At 62.5% G+C, this 16,966-nt stretch carries 16 protein-coding genes; 2 read left to right on the top strand and 14 right to left on the bottom strand.

Annotation, left to right across the window (positions count from 1 at the left end):
* Window position 1 precedes the first annotated feature (1 nt).
* Window positions 2-1,132: an efflux RND transporter periplasmic adaptor subunit gene (locus V1278_RS21345; RefSeq protein ID WP_334382115.1), complete on the bottom strand. Its 1,131-nt coding sequence runs from the start codon at window positions 1,130-1,132 to the stop codon at window positions 2-4.
* A gap of 157 nt (window positions 1,133-1,289) precedes the next feature.
* Between V1278_RS21345 and xth the strand changes: the two genes are divergently transcribed.
* The gene (gene xth / locus V1278_RS21340; RefSeq protein ID WP_334382114.1) at window positions 1,290-2,081 is read left to right on the top strand and encodes an exodeoxyribonuclease III; all 792 of its coding nucleotides are present in this window, start codon (window positions 1,290-1,292) and stop codon (window positions 2,079-2,081) included.
* Between the two features lie 152 nt (window positions 2,082-2,233).
* On the opposite strand, the gene V1278_RS21335 is transcribed toward xth, so the two are convergent.
* Entirely contained in the window at window positions 2,234-3,085 is an 852-nt protein-coding gene (locus V1278_RS21335) for a tetratricopeptide repeat protein (protein WP_334362862.1), read from the bottom strand.
* On the bottom strand, window positions 3,072-4,796 hold the full coding sequence (ilvD, locus tag V1278_RS21330) for a dihydroxy-acid dehydratase (RefSeq protein ID WP_334362863.1): 1,725 nt from the start codon (window positions 4,794-4,796) through the stop codon (window positions 3,072-3,074). Before ilvD ends, V1278_RS21335 begins: the two co-directional genes overlap by 14 nt.
* Before the next feature lie 819 nt (window positions 4,797-5,615).
* On the opposite strand from ilvD, the gene V1278_RS21325 reads away from it, so the two are divergent.
* A complete protein-coding gene (locus V1278_RS21325; RefSeq protein ID WP_334362864.1) occupies window positions 5,616-6,572 on the top strand; it encodes a calcium-binding protein in 957 nt (318 codons plus the stop codon).
* A 163-nt stretch (window positions 6,573-6,735) separates the two neighbouring features.
* On the opposite strand, the gene V1278_RS21320 is transcribed toward V1278_RS21325, so the two are convergent.
* The 11 genes from V1278_RS21320 to V1278_RS21270 all read right to left on the bottom strand — a co-directional run bounded on the left by V1278_RS21320 (window position 6,736) and on the right by V1278_RS21270 (window position 16,887).
* Window positions 6,736-6,900: a hypothetical protein gene (locus V1278_RS21320; RefSeq protein ID WP_334382113.1), complete on the bottom strand. Its 165-nt coding sequence runs from the start codon at window positions 6,898-6,900 to the stop codon at window positions 6,736-6,738.
* Window positions 6,901-6,959: 59 nt separating this feature from the next.
* A complete protein-coding gene (locus V1278_RS21315) occupies window positions 6,960-7,928 on the bottom strand; it encodes a tripartite tricarboxylate transporter substrate binding protein BugD (RefSeq protein ID WP_334382112.1) in 969 nt (322 codons plus the stop codon).
* Between the two features lie 33 nt (window positions 7,929-7,961).
* Window positions 7,962-9,203 (bottom strand): threonine synthase, encoded by a 1,242-nt coding sequence (locus V1278_RS21310; RefSeq protein ID WP_334382111.1) that lies wholly within the window; start codon window positions 9,201-9,203, stop codon window positions 7,962-7,964.
* A gap of 121 nt (window positions 9,204-9,324) precedes the next feature.
* On the bottom strand, window positions 9,325-10,743 hold the full coding sequence (gene lpdA, locus V1278_RS21305) for a dihydrolipoyl dehydrogenase (protein ID WP_334362868.1): 1,419 nt from the start codon (window positions 10,741-10,743) through the stop codon (window positions 9,325-9,327).
* A 76-nt stretch (window positions 10,744-10,819) separates the two neighbouring features.
* Window positions 10,820-11,365 (bottom strand): PH domain-containing protein, encoded by a 546-nt coding sequence (locus V1278_RS21300; RefSeq protein WP_334382110.1) that lies wholly within the window; start codon window positions 11,363-11,365, stop codon window positions 10,820-10,822.
* Between the two features lie 68 nt (window positions 11,366-11,433).
* A complete protein-coding gene (locus V1278_RS21295) occupies window positions 11,434-12,795 on the bottom strand; it encodes a pyruvate dehydrogenase complex dihydrolipoamide acetyltransferase (RefSeq protein ID WP_334382109.1) in 1,362 nt (453 codons plus the stop codon).
* Window positions 12,796-12,797: 2 nt separating this feature from the next.
* The gene (locus tag V1278_RS21290; protein WP_028345892.1) at window positions 12,798-13,103 is read right to left on the bottom strand and encodes a DUF5076 domain-containing protein; all 306 of its coding nucleotides are present in this window, start codon (window positions 13,101-13,103) and stop codon (window positions 12,798-12,800) included.
* Window positions 13,104-13,107: 4 nt separating this feature from the next.
* Entirely contained in the window at window positions 13,108-14,508 is a 1,401-nt protein-coding gene (locus V1278_RS21285; protein ID WP_334382108.1) for a pyruvate dehydrogenase complex E1 component subunit beta, read from the bottom strand.
* Between the two features lie 105 nt (window positions 14,509-14,613).
* Window positions 14,614-15,636, bottom strand: a complete 1,023-nt coding sequence (gene pdhA / locus V1278_RS21280) for a pyruvate dehydrogenase (acetyl-transferring) E1 component subunit alpha (RefSeq protein WP_334362874.1) — start codon at window positions 15,634-15,636, stop codon at window positions 14,614-14,616.
* Window positions 15,637-15,850: 214 nt separating this feature from the next.
* A complete protein-coding gene (locus V1278_RS21275; protein ID WP_057843085.1) occupies window positions 15,851-16,168 on the bottom strand; it encodes an FtsB family cell division protein in 318 nt (105 codons plus the stop codon).
* 161 nt (window positions 16,169-16,329) lie between these two features.
* Window positions 16,330-16,887 (bottom strand): NADPH-dependent FMN reductase, encoded by a 558-nt coding sequence (locus tag V1278_RS21270; protein WP_334382107.1) that lies wholly within the window; start codon window positions 16,885-16,887, stop codon window positions 16,330-16,332.
* Window positions 16,888-16,966: the final 79 nt, after the last annotated feature.

Genomic DNA, 16,966 nt, shown 5'->3' with positions numbered 1-16,966 from the left:
GCTACGCCCCGGCCTTTTTGGCCCGCGGCTCGACCCGCGTTCCGTCAGACAGCAATAATTGCCCGTCGACCACCACGTTCTCGTCGCCGGCGAGCCCCTCCGAAATCACCGAGATGCCCTGCGACGTCCGGTCGACCGTGACCGGTTGGACCTTGGCGACCCCGTCCTTGACCACAAAGACGAAATTGCCGCTCTGGCTGCGCTGCACGGCGACCGTCGGCACCACGATTGCGTCTTCGCTGCGAATGACGAGCTTGGTGGCGACCAGCGTGCCCGGCCACAACGTCTCATTCTCGTTGGCCATAATGCCGCGCACGGTGACCATACCGGTGGTCGCGTCCACGGTGTTTTCGACCATCGCGACCTTGCCGGTCTCTGAACGCCGATGGCCCGGGATCATCGCGGTGACGGTGGAGATCCCTTTCGCCATCGATTCCCGCAGATCGACCAGCACGCGCTGCGGTACCGCGAATGTCACATAGACCGGCGCCATCTGGTTGATGACCGCAAGCGGGGTGGTATCGGCGGGGCGCACGAAATTGCCGACCTTCACGTTGGCCGCACCGATCCGGCCCGAGAAAGGCGCGCGGATCATGGTGTAGCTTTTCTGAACCTTCAGGTTGTCCAGCGCAGCCTGATTGGCCTTGATGGTACCGGTCAGGATATCGGACTGTGTCCTGGCGTTGTCGACGTTGACCTGCGTGGTCGCGCCCTTGGCGACCAGATCGTTGAAGCGGCGGAGGTCACGCTGCGCGCCCTCGAGCTGCGCCTGGTCCCTGGCGAGCACACCCTCGGCCTGTTCGATCTGGGCGTCGATCTGGCGGCTATCGAGCGTGAACAGCAAGTCGCCCTGGTTGATCTTGGCGCCATCCTCGAAATGCACCGCGACGATGGTGGTTTCCAGCCGCGATTTCAGCGCGACGCTGGAGATCGGCGTCACCGTCCCATTGGCGTCGACATCGACCGGGACGGATTTGCGCTCCGCCTTCGCCATTTCGACCGAAACCGTCCGCGGCCGCTGCGGGGCTTGAGCGCTGCTGCTGCCGCCCATCCATGAGGAGCGGGTAATGAAGCCGGCCGCGGTAGCAATGGCAATGGCGCCGGTAACAAGTATCAAGGTACGCTTTTTCATATTTTTCACGCTCGCCGGTCCCACAACGGACGGGACGGTTTACTCCTGCCCCTTGACGGCGATGTTCGCGCCTTATTCTTAAACGGTTATCACAGCCCGGCTGCACATGGTATGCCACTGCAGCAGAAATTGTGTAGTTACGATCCGGACAGAATTCATGCGTGTTGCAACCTGGAACGTCAATTCGATCCGGCAGCGGCTCGAGCCTCTCATGACGTGGCTGAAAGACTGCTCGCCGGACGTCGTCTGCCTGCAGGAAACCAAGTGCGTTGACGATGCGTTCCCGCGGCTGGAGATCGAGTCGCTTGGCTATAACGTCGTCACCCACGGCCAGAAGACCTTCAACGGTGTCGCCCTGCTGTCGAAACTGCCGTTCGACGAGACCAAATCGGGCCTGGCCGGCGACGACGAGGACGCCCATGCCAGATTCCTCGAAGGCGTGGTGACGCTGAAGACCGGCGTGATGCGGATAGCCTGCCTCTATCTGCCCAACGGAAACCCGCCGGATACGGACAAATACCCCTATAAACTCAAATGGATGTCGCGGCTTCTTGAGTACTCGAAAGAGCGACTTAAGGCGGAAGAGCCGCTGGTGCTCGCAGGCGACTTCAACGTCATTCCGGCTGCCGCCGACGTCTATAACCCCGTCGCCTGGGGTAACGACGCGCTGTTCCGCCCGCAAACCCGCGAGGCCTTCCAGTCCCTGCTCGGCCTCGGCCTGACCGATGCGCTGCGCGCGGTGACTGACGAACCGGGCCTCTACACCTTCTGGGACTACCAGGCGGGGGCCTGGCAGAAGAACTGGGGCCTTCGAATCGACCACCTCCTGCTGTCGCCGCAGGCCAGCGACCGCCTGACCGACGTCGGCGTCGACAGCTACGTCCGCGCCTGGGAGAAGCCGTCCGACCACGTGCCGGTCTGGGCAGATTTCGATCTGGAGAAGGCTTGAGCGACAGAATCGCAGGGTAGGAAAAGGCGCTCTTGCGCCGTGCCCACCATCTTCTCGGAAGTCGTTGACGTAAGTGGTGGGCACGCGGAGCCTGTCATCGGGCGCGCATTCGCGCGACCCGTTGGCTTTGCCCACCATACGACAGCGCGGCGTCAGTCTCGCTTGCCCTGCACCCAGTGCTCGAGCATTTGCAACGCCGTGGCGCGGTCATCGTCGGAGGCCTTGGCGAAGGCGCGATTATAGCTTTCGCGGATCCAGGTCTCGTCGGGGGCGGCGTTGTCACGCGCCAGCGTCAGCCACATCAATCCGCGGGCGGCCTGCCGCGGCAACCGGTCGCCGTTGAACAGCATCTGGCCGAGCATGGCCTGCGCCTGATGCTGGCCCTTCTGGGCAGCCAGACCAAGCCAGCGCGCCCCATAGCGGAAATCGTCCCGCGAGGCGTCCGGGGTCTTCAGGTAAAGCCGTGCCAGATCGTATTGCGCGTCGGCATTGCCGAAATAGGACGCGGCATAGGAGAACATCTCCCGGGCGCGATCGGTGTCCGCCTTGATCTTGGAATTCGGGATGCCGTTGAGATAGTAGCGCCCCAGCGCCACGAAGGCGTTAGCCACGATCGCGGCCTGCGGCGCCGACGGGCTATCCTCGGCATGCGCGTTGGCGATACGGCTGAAATATTCAAACGCGCGCAGGTCATCCTGCACCACGCCATCGCCGTCGGCATACATCCGGCCGAGCTTCCACTGCGCGACGGGATGGCCACCCTCGGCGGCGTATTGCAGCGAAGTCAGCGAAGGCGCGTTAACCGCAGTCGCCGCGGCGGTAGCTGTCGCGGACGGAGCCTTCTTCAGCGCCTGCGCCGTGACGGCCTGCGCGGCCGCGGGCTGGTTCATTATGGGGAGCGCGGCGTCCGGCTTCACCGGTGCGCCATCAAATGCGAATCCAGGAGCAGCCACTGGTGCGGCCCCCAACATCAACGCAAGAATGATACGCCTAGATGTCCGCATAACACTGTTTCTCGTGCGCACCGCCAGGATGGGTCACAGCCCCATCCACCGCCGGCCCAACCTGTTGGGCATATTTCCACAGCGCACCCGACGTATGGTTAGTCTGTCGAGGCAGCCATTTGGTTTTACGTTCGGCGAGTTCGGCGTCGGTCAATTTTACGTTAAGAGTTCCGGCCTCGGCGTCGATCTCGATAATGTCACCATTCTGCAACAGGGCGATCGGGCCGCCCACGGCCGCCTCCGGTCCGACATGGCCGATGCAGAAGCCGCGGGTGGCGCCAGAGAACCGGCCGTCGGTGATCAGGGCAACCTTGCCGCCCATCCCCTGCCCGGTCAGCGCCGCGGTCGTCGAGAGCATCTCCCGCATGCCGGGACCGCCGCGCGGCCCCTCGTAGCGGATCACGATGACCTCGCCCTCTTTGTAGGTCTTTTTCTGGACTGACTCGAAGGCGTCTTCCTCGCGGTCGAAGCAACGGGCAGGACCAGCAAATTTCAACTTCGACATGCCCGCGACCTTCACGATCGCACCCTCCGGCGCGAGATTACCCTTCAACCCGACAACGCCTCCCGTGACCGTGATCGGGTTGTCGGCGGACCGCACCACATCCTGGTGCGGATTCCATTTCACGCTCTTGAGGTTTTCGGCGATCGTACGGCCCGTGACGGTAATGCAATCTCCGTGCAGGTGGCCATTGTCGAGCAGCGTCTTCATCAGAAGCGGAATGCCGCCAACCTCGAACATGTCTTTGGCAACATAACGGCCCCCTGGCTTCAAATCCGCGACATAAGGAGTCTTTTTGAAGATTTCGGCGACGTCGAATAAGTCAAATTTTATCCCACACTCATGCGCGATCGCCGGCAGGTGCAGCGCAGCATTGGTCGACCCGCCGGAGGCGGCAACCACGGCGGCGGCGTTTTCCAGCGAGCGGCGGGTGACGATGTCGCGCGGGCGGATGTTGGCTGCGATCAGCTCCAGAATCTTCTCGCCGGCGGCGGTGCAAAACGCGTCGCGAATCTCGTAAGGCGCCGGCGCGCCGGCCGAATAGGGCAACGCCAGGCCAATCGCCTCTGACACGGTCGCCATGGTGTTGGCGGTGAATTGCGCGCCGCACGCCCCGGCCGAGGGGCAAGCCACCCGCTCGATTTCGTCGAGATCAGCATCCGACATGTCACCGACCGAGTGTCGGCCTACCGCTTCGAACATGTCCTGCACCGTGACTTGCTGGCCGCGGAAATTGCCCGGCAGAATCGAGCCGCCATAGATGAAGATCGAGGGCACGTTGAGCCTGACCATCGCCATCATCATGCCCGGCAGCGACTTGTCGCAGCCGGCGAGCCCGACGAGGGCGTCATAGGCGTGGCCGCGGACGGTCAGCTCGACCGAGTCGGCGATGCATTCCCTGGACGGCAGGGACGAGCGCATGCCGTCGTGGCCCATGGCGATGCCATCGGTCACGGTGATGGTGCAGAATTCGCGCGGGGTGCCGCCGGCGGCCGCGACGCCCTTCTTGACCGCCTGCGCCTGGCGCATCAGCGAGATATTGCAGGGTGCGGCTTCATTCCAGCAGGACGCGACGCCGACGAAAGGCTGGTGGATCTGCTGGGTGGTCAGCCCCATCGCGTAGAGATAGGACCGATGAGGGGCACGCTCCGGCCCCTCCGTCACGTGACGGCTCGGCAACCTCTTCTTGATGTCGGTCTTGGCGTCCATCAGCGGAACCTGTTCTCCCAGCCATCTCCCCGTCGGTCTCGGGAGCAATTTCCCGTCGCCTTTGCCCGCTGTGGCCAATCAGCTATGAAAGAAATGGTTTCATGGAGGGGTGTGGCCAAAAAGCGGCGCAAGCAAGAGGCAGGCGGGGCGGTTAACCAAATGTTCCCCTGATGTTGCAGTTACGCAACAATCGTGGCCCGCCGGCAACCATTATTCGGGCTTATCAAATCGCGTGCCCGTCGAAGAACCTCGTTCCAGGAGACCGCGCTTTCAACCGATCACAACCTGAGGGCGACGGCGAATGCCGCGCGACCAGCCTCGCCGCGAATCGGACAGTGCAACCCGAACGACATGCACGGCGCCAATCTTCGATTGCCGCCATTGCGCATACCGAAAGTTACATCCCGTGCCATGCCGGGCGTTCGAAAGGATCGCGTCATTTTTGTGCGGCCGGCACTCTTTGCGCCAGTTTTCGTCACGCAATGATGTGGCCCGCGACATGCGTACCGTCGGCGCTTGTCGTTCATATGCAAGAGAGAACAATGCGGTACGCGATTTGTCGCATACGCTTTGATCGCCGGCTGGAATTGAGGCGCTGGCCCAAGGATCGGCGCACGAACGCCTTTCGCGTCACCATATTGCCCCTGCACAGCGCAAATCCGCCGCGCACACGTCCAGCCACCGGCCCGTTTTGCTGTTTCTTCTTCGATGCGGGTGAAGGATCCTGCCTCACGTCCTTCCCGCGCGCATCACGCGAGGCTTTCCCAAAGTCCGTGGTCGTTTCTAGTCCGTGAGGCCTCTGAGTAAGAGGTTCGACTAATGGCACGCTTCAATCTGAACAGGTTCTTCGACGACGGCCGTCTCGATGATTTTTTAGCCCGATTTACGGGCGGCAGCGCCGACCATGATCATCTGAACGGCACAACGGGCAACAACGTCTTGTACTCCGGTGCCAAGGCGGACTCGGTCGCCGGCATGGCCGGTAACGACACGCTCAACGCCGGCTCCGGCGACGACAAGGTGTGGGGTGGCTCGGGCAACGACAATCTCTCGGGCGGCTCCGGCGCCGATCTCCTGGTCGGCGGCTTCGGCGCTGACCGCATGGATGGCGGCTCCGGCAACGACGTGCTGCTCAGCCGGTCGGACGCCGGCGAGATGGTCGCGGCCCAGGACGGCACGACCCAGATCTTCGCTGAGGAAACCGCGGCGTTCAAGGCGGTCAACGACACCCTCACCGGCGGCAGGGGCGGCGACACCTTCCGCTTCGAAGGCATGGTGAACGCCAAGGACGAGATCGTCGCCAAGCATGTCAACGACGACGGCACCATCGACTGGGTTGGCGTCACCGGCGAGAACGGCGCCACGCATGATCACTGGGTCGACGGCTTCGGCAACGACGTGATCCGCGACTTCAACCGCGCCCAGGGCGACAAGATCGAAATCTCGGCGCACACCGCCGAGGTCAAGTCAATCGAGCACAAGGACAGCAACGGCGACGGCAGGAACGACTATAGTGTGATCACCGTCATCAGCCAGCAAGGTAATGCCGGCGCGCATGACGAGGATCTGCTCGGCACCATCACCGTCTACGGCAACCTGGTGAAGCAGAGCGACATCAACGTTACCCAAACCGTGTATGGCGCCTACGAGAAGGTCGGCGAACTCGGCGGCGCGCACTTCGATATCGAAGACGATGGCGTGCTGGCCGGTGGCGGCACCGACGGCGGCCACCACAACGAAATGACGGCGATGGCCAACATGGCCACCTACGCGTAAGCAGCGATCAAGGAACAAGGGTCGCCTCCAGACCCTTGTTCTGCAGCGTCCGGCGCCGATTAAGTCGGAGCCGGGCGCTGGACTGCGTCGATCCATGGACGGCTTAGCCGCTGCAGTCCGAAGAGATCGGACAAATCAGCACACTTACCAACGCATTTTCGCACTATTTCTTTCCCGGCGCGACCGGCGGAAGGTCAGCATCGCTGGTCACCTCTTTGGTCCCGCCCAATTCACCGCCGGTGAGAATGAATGCCGCAGCAGCCAAAGCGATGACTCCGCCGAGAATGAGTCCGATTGTGCCCTTGGTTCGGTTGTCGTTGTCAGCCATCGTGCGCTCCGTATAAGAGCGTTAAACGTCCGCACTCCCCGTAGGTTCCCTGCCCGAAGCTAATCCACCTTGACGTTGGCAGCCTTGATCATCGGCCACCATTTTGCGATTTCGGCCTTTTGCCAGGCGCCGAGCGCTTCGGGCGTGAGCTTGTCTTTGGGCGGCATTTGCAGGCCGAGGTTTTCAAGCTGCTTGCGCACCGCCAGATCGTTCAACGCCTCCACCGTCGCCGCATTCAGCTTAGAGATGACGTCCTTCGGCGTATCCTTGGGCACCCAGAGGCCGGACCATAGCGTCATGTGGAAGCCGGGCAGCCCCGCCTCGTCCACGGTCGGGATGTCGGAGGCGGATTCCACGCGCTTGCTATCGGTGATGGCATAGGCGCGGATGTTGCCGGCCCGCACCTGCCCGATCGAGTTCGAGGTCTGGTCGACGATCATGTCGATCTGGCCGGCGACGAGATCATTCATCGCGGGGCCGGTGCCGCGATACGGCACATATTGCAGCTTGATGCCGGTGACGTTCTCGAAATAGACCCCGGCGATATGGCTGCCGGAGCCGGCGCCGGCCGTGCCCGCGGTCGCCGGCGTCGGCTGCGCCTTCAGCCACGCCACAAATTCCTTCAGTGAGGTTGCGGGCACCGCCTTCTTGCTGACGATGATCATCGGATTGCTCGGCAGCAGCGCGACCGGTTCGAGGTCGGTGACGAGGTCGTAGCCGAGCTTGTAGATCGCGCCATTGGCGACGTGGGTGCCGAGGTGGCCGAAGCTGATCGTGTAGCCATCAGGCGGCGAACGCACCGCGCGGCCGACGCCGACCGAACCGGCCGCTCCCGTCACGTTCTCGACCAGGACCTGCTCGCCGAGCGTGACCTTCATGCGCTCGGCGAGAATCCGCGCCATCGCATCCGACGGACCGCCGGCGGAGAACGGCACGATGATGGTGAGGGGACGCGAGGGAAAGTTTTGCGCTGCCGCAACACCACCGAACGCCAACACTGCAATCGCGGCCAGAATGATCTTTCGCATCTCATGCTCCCATCACATTCCGCCGCATGACGGTCAGAGATTGGCGTAGTCGATCGGCTGGTGGCGATCGAGCGTTCGCGTGACCGGCGGCAGCGGATATTTAAGCCCTGTCGCGCAATTGAACAGCATGACGCGGTCGTTCTTCGTCACGCGGCCGTCGGCAAGGCTTTGCTGATAGGCAGCATACGTCGCCGCCCCTTCCGGACACAACAGCAGGCCCTCCTCGCGCGCGACTTCGTTGAGCGCAGCAGAAATCTTCTCATCCGGGACCGCGATCGCAAATCCCTTGCTCTCGCGGACCGCGCGCAGGATCAGAAAATCTCCGACCGCCTGCGGCACACGGATGCCCGAGGCAATGGTGTGGGCATCCTCCCAGCGCGGGGCGTGCTCGGTACCGTTCTCGAAGGCGCGCACCATCGGCGCGCAGCCGGACGCCTGTACCGCGACCATCCGCGGCCGCTTGGCGCCGATGAAGCCGATGGCTTCCAGTTCGGCAAACGCCTTCCACATGCCGATCAGGCCGGTGCCGCCGCCGGTCGGGTAGAAGATTACGTCGGGCATCTCCCAGCCGAGTTGTTCGGCGAGCTCGAGGCCCATCGTCTTCTTGCCTTCGATCCGGTAAGGCTCCTTCAGCGTCGAGGTATCGAACCAGCCGGCCTTTGCCTTCCCCTCACCGACGATCTTGCCGCAATCGTCGATCAGACCGTTGACGCGATAGACGGTGGCGCCCTGCAGCTCGATCTCGCTGACGTTCACCTCCGGCGTGTCGGCGGGGCAGAAGATCGTCGTCTTGATGCCGCAGGACGTCGCGTAGGCCGCGAGCGCCGCGCCCGCATTGCCGTTGGTCGGCATCGCCATGTGCTTGATACCGAGCGCCTTGCCCATCGACACCGCCATGACAAGGCCGCGGGCCTTGAACGAGCCGGTCGGCAGACGTCCTTCGTCCTTGACGATGATCTCGCCGCCGCCGAGTTTTTTCGCAAGCTTCGGCAGCCGGATCAGCGGCGTCGTCACTTCGCCGAGGCTGACGATGTCCGTGACCTTACGCACCGGCAGCAGCTCGCGATAGCGCCACATGTCGGCCGGGCGCTGCGCGAGGGCTTCCTTGGTCAGCGCCTTCTTCACGCCAGCGAGGTCGTAGCGCACCAGTAGCGGCTTGCCGGCCTTGGAGAGGTTGTGGATCTGGTCGGCCTCGTACCGATCGCCTTCCATAGCGCATTCGAGATGGGTCACAAACGTCGGGCGTTCAATGGTCAGGTTGTCATTGTCTTTCACGCTTCGTTTCTTTCTTATTGAGCGATCTCGTTGTCCGTCATTGCGAGGAGCTCTTGCGACGAAGCAATCCATAGCACCGCAAGCGGATAGATGGATTGCTTCGCTCGCAATGACGGCGGCATCAGATATTCAGCACGCGGCCGTAGGCATCCAACACGGCCTCCTTCATCATCTCGGACAGCGTCGGATGCGGGAATATGGTGTGCATCAACTCCTCCTCCGTAGTCTCCAGGTTCATGGCGACCACGTAACCCTGGATCAACTCGGTCACCTCCGCGCCGATCATGTGGGCGCCGAGCAATTGCCCCGTTCTCTTGTCGAAGATCACCTTGACCAGACCCTGATCCTCACCGAGCGCAATCGCCTTGCCGTTGCCGACGAACGGGAAACGGCCTACGCGGATTTCGCGGCCGCCCTCTTTCGCCTTCGCCTCGGTCAGCCCCACGGAAGCAATCTGCGGGTGACAATAGGTGCAGCCGGGAATGAGGTTCTTGTCCATGGCGTGCGGGTGCAGGCCCTTGATGGCCTCGATGCAGACGACGCCTTCGTGCTCGGCCTTGTGGGCGAGCATCGGCGGACCTGCGACGTCGCCAATGGCATAGATGCCGGGGACATTGGTCTTGCCGTAGCCGTCGATCACGACGACGCCGCGGTCGGTCTTGACGCCGAGTTTTTCGAGGCCGAGCCCTTCGACATTGCCGACCACGCCGACCGCCGAGATCACCCGCTCGAACTCGACCGTCTGCGGCTTCTTGCCGTCGTCGATGGTGGCGACCACGCTGTCGGCCTTCTTCTCGAGCTTCGTGACTTTGGTGTTTGAGAGAATCTTGATGCCCTGCTTCTCGAACCGCTTGCGCGCAAGACCGGCGATCTCGGCGTCCTCGACCGGGAGGATCTGCGGCAACACCTCGACCACGGTGACGTCAGCACCCATGGTGTGGAAGAACGAGGCGAACTCGATGCCGATCGCGCCGGAGCCGACCACCAGCAGCGATTTCGGCATCCGATCCGGGACCATCGCCTCGAAATAGGTCCAGACCAGTTTCTTGTCGGGCTCGAGCCCCGGCAGCACGCGCGGCCGCGCGCCAGTGGCGATGATGATGTGCTTGGCCTGATAAGCCCCCTCGCCCAACGCGCCCTTTGGCGCCTCGACCTGCGACTTCTTCACCGTGACCTTGCCGGGCGCGTCGATCGACGCATCGCCCCAGATCACCGTCACCTTGTTCTTCTTCATCAGGAAGCCGACGCCGTCATTCAGCCGCTTCGAGACGCCGCGCGAGCGCTGCACCACGGCCTTTGGATCGAACGATATTTTCTCCGCGGAGAGTCCGTAATCCTTGGCGTGCTGCATGTAATGAAAGATTTCGGCTGATCGCAGAAGCGCCTTGGTCGGGATGCAGCCCCAGTTCAGGCAGATGCCCCCGAGATAGGACTTTTCGATGATCGCGGTCTTAAAGCCGAGCTGGGCTGCGCGGATCGCGGTGACGTAGCCGCCGGGACCGGAGCCGATGATGATGACGTCGAAGGATGTGTCGGCCATGTTGGTCGGTCTCTGCCTGGATCGTTAGAAAACATCGTTTGGTGGGAGGTCTGGCGCAGGGGGTCTCGGCTTTGTTCTAATCGCTCTTCGCGTCAACCAGCTTCCGGATTGTCTCAAAGGCTTGGTCGGGATCGGAGATATCGCGCACAATGACGCCGCTCGCCGAAACATTACCGAAACCCAGCGACACGAACGGATTCGAATTTCGTGTCGACCCGGTCGCAAGGGTTGCGAGGTAAATTGACCCGAGATCGTAGCTGCGCTGAAGGATGCCCTTGCGCAAGGTGGTCTCCTTTACGTCGCGAAACTTGATCACCTTCTTGTTGATGGTGAGAAAACCTTCATCGAATTCGAGCCGGTCGGAATAGAAGCGGTATTCAGTCCGACTGTAATTCAGCTTCTTGCCGAAATAGGCAACGATCGGAATAACAAAGAATGCAATCGCGCCTATGGCGTAGGACGCATCCCTCGTATTCGGAAAAATGCCGATCGCCGCGCCCATGCCACCGAAGAAGACGCCGCACCACACCGTGAAAAATAGCTGCAACGGAAGCTGGGTCAACAGCGTAATCCAGCCGATGAACACCGGCTTGGCCGACAGTTTGACTTCGCCTGGCGACATCGGCTTTCCCTTGGTCCTGAAGTCGGCGGATTTCGCTCGATGCAAAAAGATTGGTGTCTGCAGCTCCCTTACACCATCATCATGACGGGGTTTTCGATCAACTGCTTGAAGGCGCCGATCAGCTCGGCGCCGAGCGCGCCGTCGATCGCGCGGTGATCGCAGGAGAGCGTCACGCTCATCATCTGCGCGATCTCGATCTTGCCGGCGCGCACCACGGGACGCTCCTCGCTGGTGCCGACCGCGAGGATCGTCGCATGCGGCGGATTGATCACGGCGGTGAAGTGGTTGATGCCGTACATGCCAAGGTTGGATACCGCCGTGGTGCCGCCCTGGTATTCTTCCGGCTTCAGCTTGCGCGCCCGCGCACGCGCGGCAAAGTCTTTCATTTCGGACGAAATCGTGGAGAGTGTCTTGGTCTCGGCTTTCCGGATGATCGGCGTGATCAGGCCGCCGGGCATGGCCACGGCCACGCCGATGTCGGAGTGCTTGTGCTTGAGCATGCCGCTTTCGGTCCAGCTCACGTTGCAATTCGGGATCCGCTGCAGCGCAATCGCCATCGCCTTGATGACGAAGTCGTTGACCGAGAGCTTGTAGAGCGGCTTCTTTTCCTTGTCCTTGGGGGCTGCGGCGTTGATCTCCTCGCGCGCGACCAGAAGCTTGCCGATGTCGCAGTCCATCGTCAGATAGAAATGCGGCACGGTCTGCACCGAAGCGGTGAGCCGTTGCGCGATGGTGCGGCGCATGCCGTCATGCGGCACGATCTCGTAGGAGCCTTCCTCGAACAGCGCCAAAATCTGCTTGTCGGACATCCCGGGCGCAAACGCGCCCATAGGCGCGATGCTCGGACCCGCCGCAGGCGCGGCGGCCGGGGCTTTCAGGCCCTTGCCGGATTTCGCGTCCTCGACGTCGCGGGCGACGACGCGGCCATGCGGGCCCGAGCCGTTGATGCGCGAAAGATCAATGCCCGCATCCTTGGCAAGACGGCGCGCGAGCGGCGACGAGAAGATGCGGCCTTGGCCGTTACCCTTGGCAGCGGCCGCCGCCTGAGGGGCAGGCGCGGGAGCGGCTGCGGGAGCAGGTGTTGGCGCCGGTGCCGCGGCAGCGGGCTTCGGAGCTTCCTTGGGTGCCTCCTTGGGCGCTTCAGCAGCCTTCGGCGCGGGCGCGGCGCCTGCCGCCTTCACATCCTCGTCGTCGCCGGCCAACACCGCGATCACGTCGTTGACGGGGACGTCCTGCGTACCCTCCGGCACCAGAATCCTGGCAATCGTGCCCTCGTCGACCGCCTCGACTTCCATCGTCGCCTTGTCGGTCTCGATCTCGGCGATCACGTCGCCGGACTTGACCTTGTCGCCCTCTTTCTTGAGCCACTTGGCAAGGTTGCCCTTTTCCATCGTGGGCGACAGCGCGGGCATCAAAATGTTGATCGGCATCGTCAGTGACCCTGTTGCGACCGGGGCGTGGTGGAGCCCATGTCGGTCGGCCGGTTGATCTCGGCTTCGAACATCTCGACGATGCGCGCGAGCGCCTCGTCCTCGGTGTAGCCGCTCTCGCGCGCATAGGCGCGGGCGGCGTGGCGGGCGATATCGACCAGCAAGAGGCCCCACATGTCAGGTTCCTCGAAAGCGCGCTGGAACGCGATCGAGAGCCCACCATCGACGACGAAGGCGCGCAGGACTTCAACGGCGTCCTCGCGGCCGATCACGTCCGGCGGCAGCGGTTGTTCGTTAGGACCGGCCATGGGCTTACCGATAAGAAACGGCTTTGGCGGCTGCGACCACCTCGGCTACCGAAGGCAATGCGAGCTTTTCGAGGTTCGCGGCATAAGGCATCGGCACGTCCTTGCCGGATACGCGCGCGACCGGCGCATCGAGGTAGTCGAAGGCGTGCTCCATGATGCGGGCGGCAATCTCGGCGCCGACGCCGGACTGCTGCCAGCCCTCTTCCACCGTCACCGCACGGCCGGTCTTCTTTACCGAGTTGACGATCGTCTCGGTGTCCATCGGGCGCAGCGTGCGCAGGTCGATCACCTCGGCCTCGATGCCTTCCTTCGCGAGCTCGTCGGCGGCTTTCAGCGCGTAGGTCATGCCATTCGACCACGAGATCAGCGTTACGTCCTTGCCCGAGCGAACAATACGCGCCTTGCCGATCGGGATGACGTAGTCGTCGAGTTTTGGCACTTCGCCGGTGTGGCCGTACAAGACTTCGTTTTCGAGGAAGATGACGGGGTTGGGATCGCGGATCGCGGCCTTGAGCAGTCCCTTGTAGTCGGCCGCCGAGAACGGCGCGATCACCTTCAGCCCGGGAATTTGCGAGTACCAGGCCGAGTAGTCCTGGCTATGCTGGGCGGCGACGCGGGCGGCGGCGCCGTTCGGGCCGCGGAAGACGATCGAGCAGCCCATCTGGCCCCCCGACATGTACAGCGTCTTGGCCGCGGAGTTGATGATCTGGTCGATCGCCTGCATGGCGAAATTGAACGTCATGAATTCGACGACCGGCTTCAGCCCCGACATCGCAGCACCAACGCCGACGCCGGCAAAGCCATGCTCGGTGATCGGGGTATCGATCACGCGCCGCGCGCCGAATTCCTGCAAGAGCCCCTGGGTCACCTTGTAGGCGCCCTGATACTCCGCGACCTCTTCGCCCATGATGAACACGTCGGGGTCGCGCCGCATCTCTTCCGCCATCGCATCTCGCAGCGCCTCGCGAATGGTCTGCGTGATCATCTCGGTGCCGGCGGGGACTTCCGGATCGGGCTCGGCGACCGCGGCTGGCGGCGCGGCAGGTGCCTTCTCGGCCTTGGGCTGCGGCGCTTCCGCTTTGGCTTCAGCGGGGGGCGCGGATTCCGCGGCCTTCGCCGCTGGCGCCGGCGCGCTGGCCTTGCCGAGATCGGCGGCGCTCTCGCCGTCGGCCAGAATGGTCGCGATCGGCGTGTTGACGGCGACGTCGGCGGTCCCTTCCGGGATCAATATCTTGCCGAGCGTGCCCTCATCGGTCGCCTCGACTTCCATCGTCGCCTTATCGGTCTCGATCTCGGCGATGACATCGCCCGACTTGATCGTTTCGCCTTCCTTCTTCAGCCACTTCGCCAAGTTGCCCTTCTCCATGGTGGGCGACAGCGCAGGCATCAGCACTTGAATGGGCATATCGGCTCCCGAAAAATCACTCTTTAGATCGTTTGAGCATAATCGTTTCGGAAAACCGGTTTCCACTTTTCCGGATCATGCTCTAGTTCTGCGCGTGGTTTGAATTCAGCGGTAGACGTCGGTCCAGAGCTCGGACGGATCGGGCTCGGGATCGCGCTGGGCGAAATCGGCGGATGCGTTGACGATCTCGCGAACCTCGGCGTCGATCGCCTTCAACTCCTGCTCGCTGACCTTGGCGGCCAGCAGGCGGTTGCGCACCTGCTCGATCGGGTCCTGGTCGGTGCGGATTTTTTCGACCTCTTCGCGGGTCCGGTATTTCGCGGGGTCGGACATCGAGTGGCCGCGGTAGCGATAGGTCTGCATTTCCAGGATGAACGGCCCCTTGCCGGCGCGGCACCAGGCCACCGCCTCGTCGCCGGCGGCCTTCACGGCGCGGACGTCCATGCCGTCGACCTGCTGGCCCGGAATGTTGAAGGAGGCGCCGCGCTTGGAAAAATCGGTCAGGGCGGAGGAGCGCGTCACCGACGTGCCCATGGCGTAGCGGTTGTTCTCGATCACATAGATCACCGGGAGCTTCCACAGCTCCGCCATATTAAAACTCTCGTAGACCTGGCCCTGGTTGGACGCGCCGTCGCCGAAATAGGCGACGCTGACGAAATCATTGCCGCGATAACGATTGGCGAAAGCAAGGCCGGTCCCGAGCGAAACCTGGGCGCCGACGATGCCGTGGCCGCCGTAGAAATTCTTCTCCATGCTGAACATGTGCATGGAGCCGCCTTTGCCCTTGGAATAGCCGCCGCGGCGGCCGGTGAGTTCGGCCATGACGCCGTTGGCGTCCATCCCGCAGGCCAGCATGTGGCCGTGGTCACGGTATCCGGTTATGACCTGATCGCCCTTCTTCAGGGCCATCTGCATTCCGACTACCACAGCTTCCTGGCCGATATAGAGATGGCAGAAGCCGCCGATCGCACCCATGCCGTAGAGCTGGCCGGCCTTTTCCTCGAAGCGGCGGATCAAGAGCATGTCCCGCAGCGCGGCCAGTTCCTGCGCCTTGGTGAATTCCGGTGGGGACCCGTTTGCCTTCTCCTGCCCTGATTCTTTCGCGACGCTTTTCTTGGGTGCAGCCATGGCAATTCCGGGTGAAAGAGAGACGGATCAGCCCTCTCTATCCCAACTCAAACCGCCGTGAAAGGATTGCGTGCGCTGGAGAAAATATTGCTATACCGCAGTGCAATGTGGCCTGCGACATTTTCGAAATTGATTTCGCGATTTTTTGAAATTTGCGGACTGACACGCCGGCATCGTCCCCATGACGGCCGTGTTCGTCACATCGGTTTGAAAATCAGTTCGGCTTGACGATCCGGATCAGATCGCGCGGATTGGCGTAGTCGAGCTGGAAGCGCGCGCGCTCATCCAGCATGTCGGGATCGACCCGGTCGGACCGCAGCAGCGATACCCGCTGCTCGCCCTCTGCCCGCTCCCGCTTCAGCCGCGCCAATTCCGAAGTCAGGGCAATGATTTCCTGATCGAGCTCCTGGCGCGCGTTCAAGCCGTATTTGCCGGTGTAAGCGTTGACGCCGAAATAGCCGACCATCATCGCCGCCACCGTATAGAGGGCTAGGCCGGTCAGGATGGATTTCAATCGAGTTCGGGAGACCATGGGGCCAAGATGCGACGGTCCGGTTAATGGAATGCTAAGAACGCGGCCTGACTGGCTCCTCCCGTCATTGCGAGCGAAGCGAAGCAATCCATCTCTCCGCGCGTGAGGACAGATGGATTGCTTCGTCGCTTGCGCTCCTCGCAATGACGGGGAAGGAGCTGTTACCCGTTCTGCTTCTCGACGAATGCCGCAAACGCGTTGATGTATTGCTGCAGCACCTTCTGCACCGCTTCCTTCACGAGCTCACCCTTCTCGTTAAAAGCGTCGCCGATGCCGTTGAGGTAGATTTCGGGCTGGCCGAGGATCGGGCCGGAAATGCCCGGCAGGATGTTCTGCAAATGCTTGGCGGCGCTGACGCCGCCGAGCGCGCCGGGCGAGTTGCTGACGATGCCGGTCGGCTTGCCGAGGAACGAGCTCTTGCCATAGGGGCGCGACCCGACGTCGATCGCGTTCTTCAACACGCCTGGGATCGAGCGGTTATATTCGGGCGTCACGAACAGCACGCCGTTCGACTTCTGCAGCTTTTCGCGAAACGCCAGCCAGTCAGCCGGCGGTGCCCCTTCCAAATCCTGGTTGAAGAAGGAAATTTCATGCAGCGTGGTCACATCGAGCTTGAGCGAAGCCGGCGCCAGTTTGGCGAGCGCATTGGCGACCTTGAGCGAAAAGCTCTCCTTGCGGAGAGAACCGACGATCGTGACGATGGTGTAATAGGTGGCCATTGAATTTCCTTTTGAAGCGAAAGCGCCAGCGCTCCCTTACGCCAGATCAGCGGAAAGATGCAAGTGCATCAACTTATCT

Source organism: Bradyrhizobium sp. AZCC 1577, from assembly GCF_036924575.1.
Lineage (GTDB): Bacteria > Pseudomonadota > Alphaproteobacteria > Rhizobiales > Xanthobacteraceae > Bradyrhizobium.
The sequence above is the reverse complement of the archived record's forward strand: the minus strand, read 5'-3'. Positions and strand labels throughout refer to the sequence as shown.